The organism is Mesorhizobium sangaii, assembly GCF_014207355.1.
GTDB classification, from domain to species: domain Bacteria; phylum Pseudomonadota; class Alphaproteobacteria; order Rhizobiales; family Rhizobiaceae; genus Mesorhizobium; species Mesorhizobium sangaii.
In genome coordinates this window covers 284,768-298,402 of sequence record NZ_JACHEF010000006.1, presented here as the reverse complement: position 1 = coordinate 298,402, position 13,635 = coordinate 284,768, and the positions used below count along the sequence as shown (strand labels likewise).

10 protein-coding genes are annotated in these 13,635 nt (G+C 61.2%); 7 read left to right on the top strand and 3 right to left on the bottom strand.

Annotated features, from left to right (window positions below; all coding sequences use genetic code 11):
• Positions 1–38 precede the first annotated feature (38 nt).
• Together HNQ71_RS26910 and HNQ71_RS26905 are read right to left on the bottom strand one after the other, a co-directional pair.
• Complete coding sequence (locus HNQ71_RS26910; protein ID WP_343068258.1) at positions 39–698, bottom strand: response regulator transcription factor; 660 nt, start codon at positions 696–698, stop codon at positions 39–41.
• Positions 699–1,091: 393 nt separating this feature from the next.
• The gene (locus HNQ71_RS26905; RefSeq protein ID WP_343068257.1) at positions 1,092–1,481 is read right to left on the bottom strand and encodes a response regulator transcription factor; all 390 of its coding nucleotides are present in this window, start codon (positions 1,479–1,481) and stop codon (positions 1,092–1,094) included.
• Between the two features lie 417 nt (positions 1,482–1,898).
• On the opposite strand from HNQ71_RS26905, the gene HNQ71_RS26900 reads away from it, so the two are divergent.
• From HNQ71_RS26900 to HNQ71_RS26870, 7 genes are all read left to right on the top strand, one after another.
• Positions 1,899–2,975: a helix-turn-helix transcriptional regulator gene (locus tag HNQ71_RS26900; protein WP_246462155.1), complete on the top strand. Its 1,077-nt coding sequence runs from the start codon at positions 1,899–1,901 to the stop codon at positions 2,973–2,975.
• 99 nt (positions 2,976–3,074) lie between these two features.
• Positions 3,075–5,363 (top strand): FdhF/YdeP family oxidoreductase, encoded by a 2,289-nt coding sequence (locus HNQ71_RS26895; protein WP_184876081.1) that lies wholly within the window; start codon positions 3,075–3,077, stop codon positions 5,361–5,363.
• Positions 5,364–5,365: 2 nt separating this feature from the next.
• A complete protein-coding gene (locus tag HNQ71_RS26890) occupies positions 5,366–5,953 on the top strand; it encodes a hypothetical protein (RefSeq protein ID WP_184876079.1) in 588 nt (195 codons plus the stop codon).
• Positions 5,954–6,321: 368 nt separating this feature from the next.
• On the top strand, positions 6,322–7,050 hold the full coding sequence (locus HNQ71_RS26885; RefSeq protein ID WP_210334063.1) for an alpha/beta fold hydrolase: 729 nt from the start codon (positions 6,322–6,324) through the stop codon (positions 7,048–7,050).
• A 391-nt stretch (positions 7,051–7,441) separates the two neighbouring features.
• A complete protein-coding gene (locus HNQ71_RS26880; RefSeq protein ID WP_184876077.1) occupies positions 7,442–10,615 on the top strand; it encodes an efflux RND transporter permease subunit in 3,174 nt (1,057 codons plus the stop codon).
• Positions 10,612–11,862, top strand: coding sequence for an efflux RND transporter periplasmic adaptor subunit (locus HNQ71_RS26875; protein WP_184876075.1), 1,251 nt, complete (start codon positions 10,612–10,614; stop codon positions 11,860–11,862). The genes HNQ71_RS26880 and HNQ71_RS26875 overlap by 4 nt, the downstream gene beginning before the upstream one ends.
• 390 nt (positions 11,863–12,252) lie before the next feature.
• On the top strand, positions 12,253–12,489 hold the full coding sequence (locus tag HNQ71_RS26870; RefSeq protein WP_184876073.1) for a hypothetical protein: 237 nt from the start codon (positions 12,253–12,255) through the stop codon (positions 12,487–12,489).
• Positions 12,490–12,662: 173 nt separating this feature from the next.
• Here HNQ71_RS26870 and HNQ71_RS26865 read toward each other — a convergent pair whose 3' ends face one another.
• Positions 12,663–13,463 carry a sensor histidine kinase gene (locus tag HNQ71_RS26865; RefSeq protein WP_184876071.1) on the bottom strand — a complete coding sequence of 267 codons (801 nt, stop codon included), beginning with the start codon at positions 13,461–13,463 and terminating at the stop codon, positions 12,663–12,665.
• Between the last annotated feature and the right edge of the window lie 172 nt (positions 13,464–13,635).

Sequence of the window (13,635 nt, the reverse complement as noted above, 5' to 3'; positions counted from 1 at the left end):
AGATCTTCGCGCAATACCGGATGACGACTTTGCCATCGCTATTGATTTGCGCTGCGAAGGCCCAACCGTTCTGCAATCCGTACCAGGTCGGGCAAGGTTCGCACCGCCATCTTCCGCATGAGATGCCCGCGATGGATCTTGACCGTAATTTCGCTAAGGCCCATCTCGCCCGCGATCTGCTTGTTCATCAGGCCCTTGGTCACAAAGAACATGACTTCCTTCTCACGAGAGGTCAATGTTTGGTACAGGGCTGATATCGTCGCCGCTTCCTGGTCGGATTCCCACCTTATGCGGTCGTTCTCGAGCGCGCCGAAGACCGCATCAAGCATGTCCTGGTCCCGGAACGGTTTGGTCAGAAAATCGATCGCTCCGGCTTTCATCGCGCGCACCGACATCGGGACATCCCCGTGTCCGGTCATGAAGACGACCGGCATTTGAATGTTCGACTTTGCAAGATGAGCCTGGAAATCGAGGCCGCTTACGCCGGGCAGCCGGATATCGAGCACGAGGCAGCTTGGCGTTTCCGGCAGTTTGCGCTGGAGGAATTGACTGGCTGAGGCGAACAGTTCGACATGCAGCCCCACGGATCTGAACAGGCCACTCAGGGCATCCCGCACAGCGCTATCATCGTCGATGACATAGACTGTCGGCGTAAAAGCGGTCGATGCGGTTTGGCCTGGATTGGAACCTGCTGTCACGATAGCGATCCGCCTCTCACGATTCCTGCTCCGCACGGCCCAGGAATGGCACAGCGCCATACTAGCATATTAATTTGGCAACGAGCCCCGCCACTAGGCGAGACGTGGTCGCGGCTGTCGGCAATGCCGAGGGGGCTGGGATGGGTTCCGCACGCTCAAATACACCATCAAGTTCACCCGATCCACCTATCGGCGCAGCTCATGTGCGTTGATGTCTCTGCAGTCGCGCCCTCTGTGCAGCGGTGCCAGGCAGGCGATCACCGAAACGTGCCTGGAATTCAACCGCACAGGTTGGCGGCAATCTTCCCGGAACGAACGCAAAATGCGGATTTGGAACGCAGGCGACTTCGCTCCGAAAGCATGCGGTGGCAGGCTCGGCTCACCACGAAGAGGTCAGTCCGACTTGTTTTCGCGTGGCCAGTTCAGCGCATCGTCGATGCACCGGATCATGGCGGCAGCGTCAAAAGGCTTGTAGAAGAAGCCTGCCGCCCCCGCAGCGAGGGCATTTTGCCGGGTCCGCTCGTCAGGATAGGCCGTGATAAGAATCACCGGAACGGTGTGGCCACGTGCCAGGAGCAACGCCTGCAGTTCCAAACCGTTCATTTCCGGCATCTGCACATCGGTAATGACACAGCAGGCGTCGGCGAGCCGTGGCGAACGCAAGAGTTCCTCGCCAGAAGCAAACAGGTTCGCGGCAAAGCCGCAGGACCGTATCAGATTCGCGGTGGACGTGCGGATCGCCTCGTCATCGTCAACTATGGCAACCATCGGAATTTTCGGCACATCGGTGTCCCCCGGAGACTGTATCGCCCGGCGTCGTCCGGCGCGATGTCATCCCGGCGCCAGCATACAAACGTAGAGCCAAGACCGAAATCATACAGAGGTTTGACTGGGCTGAGCTTCGCAGCAGCGATGACGCGACCTGTCGATCGGTCGGAGAACCGTACGGCTATACAGCGGCGTCAAGGTTCAACTGCACGGTGGGATCATTGTCGCACGGCACTGGCGGCCTCCCTTGCACAAGGTTGTCGTCATCGCCAGACGCGCCCAAGGCGCCGCCAATAGTAGATACCATCGTATACGCAGCATAGCTGATGATATGATTCCTTCAGACGGCCATTCAATGGAGCAGATTTCCCACCCGTGTACCTTGGCCCAGCAAGCAGAAGAAAATTCTGAGGGTAGAGGAGCACAGGCCCAATGCAGTTCGACTCATTGTCAGTATCCGAATATTACGATCGGCAACCGGGAGAGGATCGGCCCGTCCTTCCCCAGCGCGACGGCCCGGCCCGACCGATGCACGCCGCCGGTCCGCCTCGAACGCCTGAAGTCGGCTCGTCATTGTTCGACCCATTCGACGCAGGCAACGACGCCTACCCGGTGGCGCCAGATTGCTCCATGATTTCGATCCCCCTCACTCATATGAACGTCGTTCTCTCGGTGTCCACTGCAGCGATGCTGCAACCCCGTCGCGGCGGTCTAACGATGCATGCAAATGCGTCGACAGACGCTGATCCTACGGCCGCGCCCAGTAAAGCCATGGCGCAATTTGCCCAGGCGGGCCGAAGCGCGATCAACGGTCTGAATGTTTTCCACCCGCCTCGGGACCTAGGCCTTGCCGAACTGGTCCCGGAACGGCACTCCTCTGATCCGATCGTCCAGCGTCTTTCCAGAGCGCTCGAGGCGGCCGAAGACAGCCACGATGGATTTGGCAACCTCTATGCCGATGCAGTTCGCCTTGCCATTGTGACCCGCTTGCTCACGCTGCGCTCAGATCCGCGGCCAGACCCGGATGAGCCGACGGCACGCGCTACGGCTGCCCTGTCCAAATGGCGATGGAAGCGTGTCGTCGAATACGTCGATTCACATCTCGATGAGACGATTACGCTCGCCGACATGGCAGCAGTGGCGGGGCTCAGCCGAATGTATTTCGCCGCACAGTTCCGGGCGGCCACCGGTATTCGCCCGCATGAATTCCTGCTGCGGCGACGGATTGACCGTGCGAAGCAGATGCTCATCGAGACCGAGATGACCCTCGTCGATGTGGCGCTGAGCGTGGGCTTTCAGAACCAGGCCCATTTCACCACGGTCTTCGGACGTTTCGTTGGCGAGACACCCTATCGCTGGCGTTGCGGCAATCGCACGGATGTCGCAGATCGCCCCTTCGACAGCGATCCGGTCGGTTGGCGCTATTCGCCTCGTGGGTCGGATACGCGGCCCATTCAGCTGGCAGCTCCGGGACAGTTGCCGCCCCGCAGCGCCGCCGGTGCAACATAGTCGACGGCGCTGGCAGCAGCACTGCGATGGAAAGATGTTGCTTGCCGGAAGGCTTCTTGCCCACAGCGGATTCTTCAGCTCTTCGTAGAGGCGTCTCCAATGGCCAATGACATCCGTCCTTACAATGCCCCGGCCGGCGGATGGGGAGCGCTCAAGGCGCTGGGCGAACATCTTGTCGAGCAGGGAATCCCCATCAAGGGGGCGGCCACTCTGGGGCGCATGAACCAGCCGGAGGGATTTGATTGCCCCGGCTGCGCCTGGCCAGACCCCAAGCACACTTCATCCTTCGAGTTTTGCGAGAACGGGGGCAAGGCGGTTGCCTGGGAAGCCACGGCGAAACGCTGCACGCCGGAGTTTTTCGCCGCCCATACCGTTGCCGAGCTTTCAAGCTGGAGCGATTTCGATCTCGAGATGGTCGGACGCCTGACCCATCCGATGGCCTACGACGCCGCATCCGACCATTATGTGCGGGTCGGTTGGGACGAGGCCTTTGCAACCATTGCCCGCCACCTCAACGGATTGCCGGATCCCAACATGGCCGAGTTCTACACATCCGGCCGCACCTCGAACGAGGCGGCGTTCCTCTACCAGCTCTTCGTGCGAGAGTTCGGCACCAACAATTTCCCCGATTGCTCGAACATGTGTCACGAGGCTACAAGCGTTGGCCTGCCGCACTCGCTCGGCGTCGGCAAGGGTACCTGCCTACTTTCCGATTTTGACAAGACGGACTGCATCTTCATCTTCGGACAAAATCCGGGCACGAACAGCCCTCGCATGATGACGAGCCTGCGCAACGCCTCGCGGCGCGGCGCAACCATCATGTCCTTCAATCCGTTCCGCGAGCGCGCCCTGGAGCGCTTCCAGTCGCCCCAGAGCCCGGTCGAAATGGCAACGCTTACGTCGACACCGATCAGCGCCAAGCTTTATCAGGTGCGTGTCGGCGGCGACGTCGCGGTCGTCAAGGGGCTCATGAAAGTTCTCATGGAAGCAGACCACGCGGCGCGCGCGGACGAACTGCCGGCGATCCTCGACTGGGATTTCATCAAGGGCCATACGATGGGTATCGAGGCTCTCGCCGCCGACCTGCGGGCGACGCGATGGGACGACATCGTCTCTCAGTCAGGGCTCACTCGCGAGGACATCGAATACGCCGCTCGCGCCTATATGCAGGCCGAACGAGCGATCGTTGTCTATGGCATGGGCATCACGCAGCACCGGCGTGGAGCACAAAGCGTGCAGCAGCTGGCCAATCTCGCGCTGCTGCGCGGTCATATCGGCCGCGAGGGCGCCGGACTTTGCCCGGTACGCGGCCATTCCAACGTCCAGGGCGATCGCACGGTCGGCATCACCGAAACGCCGACAAAGGAATTTCTCGATCGGCTTGAGCACCGCTTCGGCTTCAAGCCGCCGTCCGAACATGGCCACAACGTCGTGACCGCGCTGGAGGCCATTAAAGACGGCAAGGTGAAAGTGTTCTTCGCCATCGGCGGCAACTTCGTGTCAGCCATCCCCGACTGGGAGGTGACACGCGCTGCCTTGCGCAAGCTCGATCTGACAGTCCAAGTGTCAACCAAGCTCAATCGCAGCCACCTGGTACACGGGCGCGACGCGCTGATCCTGCCTTGCCTCGGGCGCACCGAAATCGACGTCCAGGCAACGGGGCCGCAGTCGATCACGGTCGAGGATTCGATGTCGATGGTGCACGCGTCGGCGGGCCGAAATGTTCCGGCGTCGGAGCACCTGAGGAGCGAACCTGCAATCGTCGCCGGCATTGCGCGGGCGACGCTGGGTGCAGGTTCCGTCGTCGACTGGGAAAGCTTCACGGCCGACTACGACCTTATCCGCGATGCGATCGAAGACGTATTCCCGATCTTCCAGGGCTACAATGCCCGCATTCGCATCCCGGGCGGCTTCCATCTGACATCGAACGCGCGCGAGCGCATCTGGGCGACCGTGTCCGGCAAGGCGAATTTCCTCGTCTTCGACGGCCTCGGCGAGGATCCGCCCCAGGACAGTCTCGACGCTCTATGGCTGACGACGGTGCGCAGCCATGACCAGTACAACACCACGATATACTCGATGTCCGACCGCTATCGCGGGGTCTTCGGTCAGCGCGACGTGATCTTCCTCAACGAACAGGAGATGGAAAGGCGTGGCCTCCAGGCCGACGACCGCGTCGACTTGATCACTCTGTCCACCGACGGCGTTGAACGCCGCCTGTCCAATTTTCGGATCGTCCCGTATGCCTTCCCGAATGGGTGCTGTGCTGCCTATTATCCCGAGGCAAACCCCCTCGTGCCGCTCTATTCGCACGATCCGATGAGTTTCACGCCCTCCTTCAAGGCAATTCCGATTCGCATCTCGCGCTCGCATATCGAGGCGGTTTGATCATGGGTGAGGTCGAACTCGCGCGCTTTCATGACCAATGCCGATCCTATCCCTTGCGGCTAGACCGCGGCGATCTTCGAGCCGCGTCGCACTGGGTCGCAGCCAAGTGGTTGGACGGATTCAGTTACGGCGCGGAAGGCGCGAGCGGCAGTGTCGACCTGGCCCAGTTTGGAGTTCTGGAACCCTACTTGGCCGAAGCAATCGTGCTTGAGCGGGGAGCAGACTTCATGTTTGCGAGATGGGGCGCGGCGCTGGACGCGCTTTGTGGCGGGGACCGTGGTGGTCACAGGCTGTCTGCACTCCCCCAACCCAGCCGCGGGCAGCTGCGCCGGCTGTGTGTGCGGGCCGCTGCGGAGCAGTTGCCGCAGGCAAGACAAGCGATCTGGGCGCTCGATGGACGGATCTGGCAGTGTGCGATGCTGGCGCTGCCGACGGCCGGCGACGAGCTTTCTGCCGCGCGACTTCTCGTGGCCCTGTTCTTTGCCCCTCACTCATTGTTTGCCGCCCAGCTTCTTCCACGCGGCGAAGCGTTGCGTTGGAGGCGAAGCTCCCACGCACTCCGCGCACGCGCCATTCCGCCGAACTCCTGAGGCGCCCGTCCACTCCTCCCGCGGGCGCCTGAACTGGCGGTGGGTCGCATCAGCGATCCGCCGCCCTTTTTGGTGACCTTCGGTCGTTGCGGACGGCTGGCGCGCCCGTCACGTCGCCACCGGACCTGCCCGTTCGTGCAGGACGAGAAAGGCAGGGGCATTTCAGAAAGACGCCGATCCGCGAAATCGGGATTGTCGCAACGAGCTGCCTCCGCAAACGCCTCGGCCACGGAGCCGGCCCGCAGGATTTGCTATCGCATCGCTGGCCCTCATCTCGGTCATCGGCGCATTCGATTGTTTGAAAAAAGGGAAGGAAGAGACCCGTGCGCGAGATCGTCAATGCCATCGCAATTGCCCTCACTCTTGGCCTGTCGGGAGTCGCCGTGGCGGCCGACAATCCCACGCCCAAGCCCGCGCATACCGTGGCGCGCAACGTCGTGCTTGTGCACGGAGCGTGGGCGGACGGATCGAGCTGGGCCGAGGTGATCCCGCTCCTTCAGGCAGCCGGCCTCAGAGTAACCGCGGTGCAGAATCCGCTGACGTCGCTGGCAGACTCGGTCGCGGAGACGCGCCGGGCGCTGGCGCTGCAGGATGGGCCAACCGTGCTCGTAGCGCATTCCTGGGCCGGCACCGTCATCAGCGAAGCCGGGACTGATCCCAAGGTCACGTCGCTGGTCTATGTGGCTGCACGAGCGCCGGATGCCGGTGAGGACTTCGTCGGTCTTTCCGCAAAGTTTCCCGCAGGACCCGTTCGAGCCGGCATCCAGGTGAATGATGGCTTCTCCAGATTGTCCGAAGACTCATTCCTGAAATACTTCGCGAACGGTGTCGCGCCCCGGCAAGCCAAGATCCTGTATGCCGTTCAGGAGCCCACTGCTGCGACCATCTTCGGCGGGCGAACCACCGAGGCTGCATGGCATTCCAAGCCATCGTTCTATGCGGTGTCGAAGCAGGACAAGACGATCAACCCTGATCTCGAACGGTTCCTTGCCAAACGCATGCATGCGACGACGGTGGAGATCGATGCGGGCCACCTGTCGCTGGTTTCCCATCCCAAGGAGGTCGCCGACCTCATTCTGGCTGCCGCGGGCCGATGACATTGGATTTGTCCCGGCGAAGCGATGCGGACGGGCCTGACGGCCTGGGCGGGCCGTCCCGGCGACGGCCCGCCCGCCGCGCGCAGCATCCACATGCTGGCAGGATTGGTCTCGCCCGCTGCACTGATGTGCCCAAACCAGTTCGTGCCAAGCAAAGCTGGCGATGACTTACCGGTCGCGCGCGCCATGGGGCGGATTGCGCCCGGCCATGAGCCTGGCGGCGTCGCAGGGCAACGCTCGGCGCCGGCGCCTTTTGGGCGCAAGCACCGGACATTCAAAGCAATGGGCGCAAAGTCATTTCGGAGACACTCAAAGAAAATCCGGCAATACGGCAACGTTCATCGCTCGAGCCGTTCCGACTAACGTTGCCAGGAAGGTCATCGGCTGAGACATGGGTATCGTTCGGTTCGCGTTGCGATTTCCGCACACGTTCTATGTGCTGGCTGCCTTGATTCTCTTTCTCGGCGGCGTCGCAAGTCGCGAGATGCGGTTGGACGTCTTTCCGGAAATCAACATTCCGGTGGTGACTGTAATCTGGAGCTATGGCGGCCTCAGCACGCCAGAGATGGAACAGCGTGTCACCACGTACAGCCAGTATGCGATCAGCTCCAACGTCAATGGCATCAAGAACATCGAGGCACAGACCTTAGGGGGGCTGTCGGTCCAGAAGATCTATTTTCAGCAGGATGTGAATCTCGATCTCGCGATCGCGCAGATCGTTTCAGCGACAAACGCCATTCGCGCCCTCCTGCCACCGGGAATCCAGGCACCGCTCGTGGTGCAGTTCAACGCCTCCAGCGTGCCGGTCCTGCAGATCAGCCTGAGCTCCGACACCCTCAACGAACAGCAGCTCTACGACTACGGCATCTATCGGATCCGCCAACAATTGGCCCCAATCCCGGGTGTCACCCTGCCAACACCCGCGGGCGGAAAATATCGCCAGATCATGGTCGACCTCGACCCGTCGAAGCTCCTGGCCAAGGGCCTGACGCCGCTCGACGTCGTCAGCGCGGTCAACGCCCAGAACCTAACCTTGCCGTCGGGTACGGCCAAGATCGGCAACACACAGTATGTCGTGCGCACCAACGCCACGCCGGCAACCATCGACGAGCTCAACGATATCCCGATCAAGGTCGTGAATGGCGCCACGGTGTTCGTCAAAGATGTCGGCCAAGTCCATGACGGATGGCTCGTTCAGCAGAACATCGTTCGCGAGAACGGCCGGCATTCGGTTCTGCTCAGTATCATCAAGAACGGCAATGCCTCGACGCTGGAGGTGGTCAATGCCGTTCGGGATGCCTTGAAAACGGCGCGCGCCGCGGCGCCTCCCGGCATGGAAATCAAAGAGCTCTTCGACCAGTCGGTGTTCGTCAAGCAATCGATCGCCGGCGTGCTGCGGGAGGGCGTGATCGCGGCCGCGCTTACCGCTCTGATGATCCTGCTGTTTCTGGGATCGTGGCGATCGACGCTGGTCGTCATGATCTCGATCCCGCTTGCGATCCTGTCGTCAGTCGTGGCGCTGTATTTCCTGGGCGAAACGCTCAATACGATGACGCTGGGGGGCCTGGCGCTAGCGGTTGGCATCCTCGTCGACGATTCGACGGTGACGCTCGAGAACACCCATCGCCTGCTCACCGAGGAAAGACAGACGCTGCCGCAGGCGACGCTGCATGGAGCCGCCGGTATCGCCGTGCCGACCCTGGTGTCGACGCTGGCCATAAGCTGCGTGTTCACATCGGTGGTCTTTCTGGAAGGTCCGGCAAAATATCTGTTCACGCCGCTCGGTCTTGCCGTGGTGTTTGCGATGCTCGCATCCTATGGACTTTCGAGGACGCTCACTCCGATCACCATCGGATTGCTGCTCAAAAGCGAACGCCACGGCGCCTCGACGGGCTGGTTCGGCAGGTTTCACGCCAGGTTCGAACGTGGTTTCGAGGCCTTGCGCCTGCACTATGCCGAGTTGCTGGCCGTACTCCTCAGGCGCCGGTTCATCGTTCCCGTCATTGCAGCCCTGGTGCTCGCATTGGGCGCTGTGCTGACGATGCTCGTCGGTCGCGATTTCTTTCCCGCGATCGACGGCGGCCAGATCCAACTCCATGTGCGGGCCCCCGCGGGAACCCGGATCGAGGAGACGGAGAAGATCTTCCAGGCTGTCGAGGACAAGATCCGCGAGATCGTTCCCGATCGCGACCTCCAGCTTGTCGTCGACAACATCGGCCTGCCGGCGCGTTCCTACAATTTGGCGTTCACGGATGGATCGACCATCGGCGTGAATGACGGTGTGATCCAGGTCGCATTGAAAGACGGCCACGCGCCGACTGCCGACTATGTGCGCAAGCTACGCACGGCGCTGCCCAGCGCGTTTCCGGACGTTCTGTTCTACTTCCAGTCGGCCGACATCGTCACGCAGATCCTCAATTTCGGACTGCCGGCGCAGATCGATGTCCGTACGGTCGGCTATGACCGCGTTACCAATCTGCGGGTTGCATCGGAGTTGCGGCGCCGCATCGCCGCCATTCCCGGCGTGGTCGACGCACATCTGCAGCAGGAAGTCGACGCGCCGGCGTTCTATGCCGATATCGATCGCACGCGGGCGGCGCAGCTCGGCCTCAATGCCAGCACGATCGCCAACAACATCAATGTGAGCCTGAGTTCCTCCGAGCAGGTGTCGCCGAACTTCTGGACCGACCCGACCACGGGCATTCCCTACTACCTCGCCGTTCAGACACCGGAAAACAAGATCGCGTCATTGAACGATCTCGGCAACACGCCAGTGTCCTCAACCATCAACACCGCCGGCGCACAGGTTCCCGGGCAACTCAGCAACGTCGCGACATTCAAGCGCGACAGCCTCCCGACCAACGCCAACCAGGCGAACGTCCAGCCAGTCTACGAAGTCTATGCAAGCGTCCAGGGTCGTGATCTGGGAAGTGTCTCCAGCCAGATCAGCACGATTGTCGCCGACCTGCAGAAGCAGCTTTCGCCCGGAAACACCATCCAGGTCATAGGGCAGATCCAGAGCATGAACGATGCCTTCTGGGATCTCGGCATCGGCATCCTGTTCGCCGCCGTGTTCGTCTATTTGCTGATGGTGGTGAACTATCAGAACTTCGGCGACCCCTTCGTCGTCATCCTTGCCTTGCCGGCGACCTTTTGCGGCATCGTGACGATGTTGTTCATCACGGGCACGACGCTCAACGTGCCCTCACTGATGGGTGCGATCATGGCGGTCGGGGTCGCTTCGGCCAATTCGATCCTGCTCGTGACCTTCGCCCGGGACCAGCAGTTGGCAGGCAAGTCCGCGTTCGACGCGGCGATCGACGCCGGTCATACCCGGATCAGACCTGTGCTTATGACCGCGGCCGCGATGATCGTCGGCATGGTTCCCATGGCGATCGGCGGAGCTGGCGAAGAGCAGAATGCCGCACTGGCGCGCGCCGTCATCGGGGGACTTTTGTTTGCAACGCCCACGACGCTCCTCGTCGTGCCGTATCTGTTCGCGATGCTGCGTAGCGGACAGGACGGCAAGACGGCTCACGGCGTCTTCGAAGAGGAAATCGCATGAAACCGAGGCACCGTTTGGATCAGGACGACGACACGGTGATGGATGGTGCAATGGAGCGGCCGCCGCGCCGAGGCGGAGGCCGGCTGCTTGCAGTGGGCGCGCTCGCTCTGCTGATGACGGGACTGGCCTATGGCGCCCAGGGATATTATTCGCGCAACCGCGAACTCGCGGCTGCGGCCAAACAGGCGCGTGACTTCATTCCGCAGGTGCGTGTTGCGGCGGTAAGGCCGAGCGACGACATCGTAAAAGTCAGCCTGCCCGCCACCACAACCGCCTTCGACGTCGCTGACATCTTCGCACGAGCCAGCGGCTATATCGAGACGCGCGAGGCCGATATCGGGGACAAGGTCAAGAAGGGACAGTTGCTAGCCAAGATTGCCGTGCCGGAACTCGATGACCAGATTTTGCAGGCCCAGGCAACCTTGGGACAGTTCAAGGCGGCGCTGCAACAAGCACAAGCCAATCTCGATCTCGCCAAGGTGACGTGGCAACGAGACAAACCCCTGGTGGACCAGGGCTGGATCACCAAGGAACAGGGTACGATCGACGTCCAAAGCCTCAAGGCACAGGAGGCGGCTGTCGGCGTTGCGCAGGCCAACGTGAATGCGCAGCAGGACCAGTTGCGCGTTCTCGACCAGCAACAGGCCTACCAGCAGGTGGTCGCCCCGTTCGACGGCGTCATCACTCAACGCAACGTCGATATCGGCAGCCTGGTGCAGGCCGACACGACCAACAGCACTTTCCTGTTCGCCATCATGCAGGGGGATGTGATCCGTGCCCAGGTCTTCGTCCCCCAGGACCAGGCCTTTGGACTAACCCCGGGGGTCAAGGCCGTGCTCCAGGTCCCCGAAATCCCCGGCCGTACCTTCCCCGGCACGGTGACGCGGATTGCCGATGCGCTGGCACCGGGCACACGGACCTTGCTGACCGAAATCGACATTCCGAACCCTGACGGTGTTCTCACGCCCGGCACTTATTGTACTGTCGAGCTCCAGATCCCGCGCAAGACACCCAGCTTTTCCGTGTCGGCAGATGCGATCATCTTCAACGCGGATGGTTTGCAGGTTGCCGTGGTCGAGAACGGCATTGCGCATATTCGGAAAATATCGGTGGCGCGCGATCTCGGAACGGAGGTCGAGGTCCGTGACGGCGTCAAACAGGGTGACCTGGTGATCCTGAATCCGCCGGTCGAACTTGCCGAGGGCAGCAAGGTGCAGATCAGTCCAGCAGCCGTCGGAACACCCTAAAGCGCGTCGCATCGAAACGGATCCATGCGACGCGATTTAGGTCTTTGTTTCCATCCATGTCGTTGCCTCAAAACCGGGGCCACTTTTGAGCGACGCGCACTAGTTCCGTTCACGTTCACCCTGGTTCAGTTCAAGGGCGCTCGGCGTGAAAATCGAGACCATCGTCCTTGGAGCCATACACGGGCCGAACACCGACACTCCATACTACCTTATACATGCATGATACCTTAATATACTACGTATTACTTCCGAAAGTTGCTAAATAAGTGATGCAGGCAGAGAACAGAAGAGGCGAGACGACCATCATAACTCGAAAGTTCCCGAGTGCCTGTGGCTCGGAATGCGCGGTGAACAAATAGCCGCCATCCTCATCGAAAAGGATATCTAATCATGCGTTCTATCCCTCTGAAGGCGGCGCTTGCCGCGATGATCGTCGCCATCCCACTCACCGGGGCCTTTGCCGCCTCGTCGCACGGCGGCCGCGACGGCGATCACGGCCGTAACGCTGAGCATGGCAGCAGCGATTACGGCGACTTCTCCCAGAATGGATGGTTTGACGGCATCAGCTCGTCCAGGACCCATTCGACTGCGGGCAGGAACCTCCTCCAGCAGTTCATGGGTGACTGAGAAGGCCCTACCGTCTCACAGCAACCCCGCCGTCTCTCAGGAACGGCGGGGTCTGCAGCATGAAGTCTACGTGCATGCCACAGGCGCCGAGACCAGCCGCCCGCAGGAAAGCCTGGCTACCTGGAATATTCCTCAAACCAGGCATGTTCGACTTCTCATGCCGCCGAACGAGATCATGAGCATGCAGCGCCGCTAACCAACGTTTCGACTTGGTGGTTCGTTCGCATCGTCTGCTTGCATCGACTTGGCGCAACTGTTTTTGACCCAATAGTGCTTGGCCCAACCGGGCCTGGGACGACGAACCGGAAAATGCTTCCGTGCGGAAGATTGGGCGTGGCCCACAGCCGGCCGCCGTGGGCCGTGACGATAGAGCGGCATATCCACAGTCCCAAACCCATGCCCTCGCACTTGGTCGTGAACAGGGGATCGAAGATGCGGTCGACAAGCGCTGGATCGAGCCCCGTGCCCGTGTCCGCGACAGCAACCAGCACATCGCCATTCTTGTCGAGTTGGGTGATGATGCGCAGCTTTCGTTGCCGGTCCTGCACCATGCTCATCACCTCGATGCCGTTCGCGACCAGGTTGGCGACGACCCGCTCCAGCTGACCCCGATCGCCCCTGATCGGCTCCAGGTTCTCAGCGAGTTCCACCTCGACCGCGATGCGATGATGGCGCAGATCGAGGCTCACGAGATTGAGGAGACCTCTGATCAAGTCGTTGATGTCGAGGTTGTTGGGTACGGGCGGGGATTTTCGAGCAAGGTCCCGAACGCCTCTGACGACGTCGGCGGCGCGAAGGCTGTTGCCGATAATCCGTTCAATGGCCCGTTTCACCTCATCGAGATTCGCCGGGTCTCTCGACAACCACCGCAAGGCGGTTTCCGCGTTTGTCAGTATTGCGGTAAGCGGCTGATTCACTTCATGCGCAATGCACACCGCGCGCTCGCCTATCGTTGTCGATTGGGTGCTAAACATAAGGTGCGGGCTCCTGCGCCAAGAGGGTTCGATTTGGTCGTGGGCGGTACCTGGTGCATGTCGCCTAAAAGCGGCCCTGGTTTTGGGGCAACGACATGCATAAAAACAAAGACTTAAAGCGCATCGCCTGAATCCGTTTCAATGCGACGCGCCTTAGGGCTGTGGGCGATCG

What these genes read in the sequence shown, in the direction of transcription:
- HNQ71_RS26900 (WP_246462155.1), top strand. Translation starts at nt 1,899, where the DNA reads ATGCAGTTCGACTCATTGTCAGTATCCGAATATTACGATCGGCAACCG.
- HNQ71_RS26895 (WP_184876081.1), top strand. Translation starts at nt 3,075, where the DNA reads ATGGCCAATGACATCCGTCCTTACAATGCCCCGGCCGGCGGATGGGGA.
- HNQ71_RS26890 (WP_184876079.1), top strand. Translation starts at nt 5,366, where the DNA reads ATGGGTGAGGTCGAACTCGCGCGCTTTCATGACCAATGCCGATCCTAT.
- HNQ71_RS26880 (WP_184876077.1), top strand. Translation starts at nt 7,442, where the DNA reads ATGGGTATCGTTCGGTTCGCGTTGCGATTTCCGCACACGTTCTATGTG.
- HNQ71_RS26875 (WP_184876075.1), top strand. Translation starts at nt 10,612, where the DNA reads ATGAAACCGAGGCACCGTTTGGATCAGGACGACGACACGGTGATGGAT.
- HNQ71_RS26870 (WP_184876073.1), top strand. Translation starts at nt 12,253, where the DNA reads ATGCGTTCTATCCCTCTGAAGGCGGCGCTTGCCGCGATGATCGTCGCC.
- HNQ71_RS26865 (WP_184876071.1), bottom strand. Translation starts at nt 13,463, where the DNA reads ATGTTTAGCACCCAATCGACAACGATAGGCGAGCGCGCGGTGTGCATT.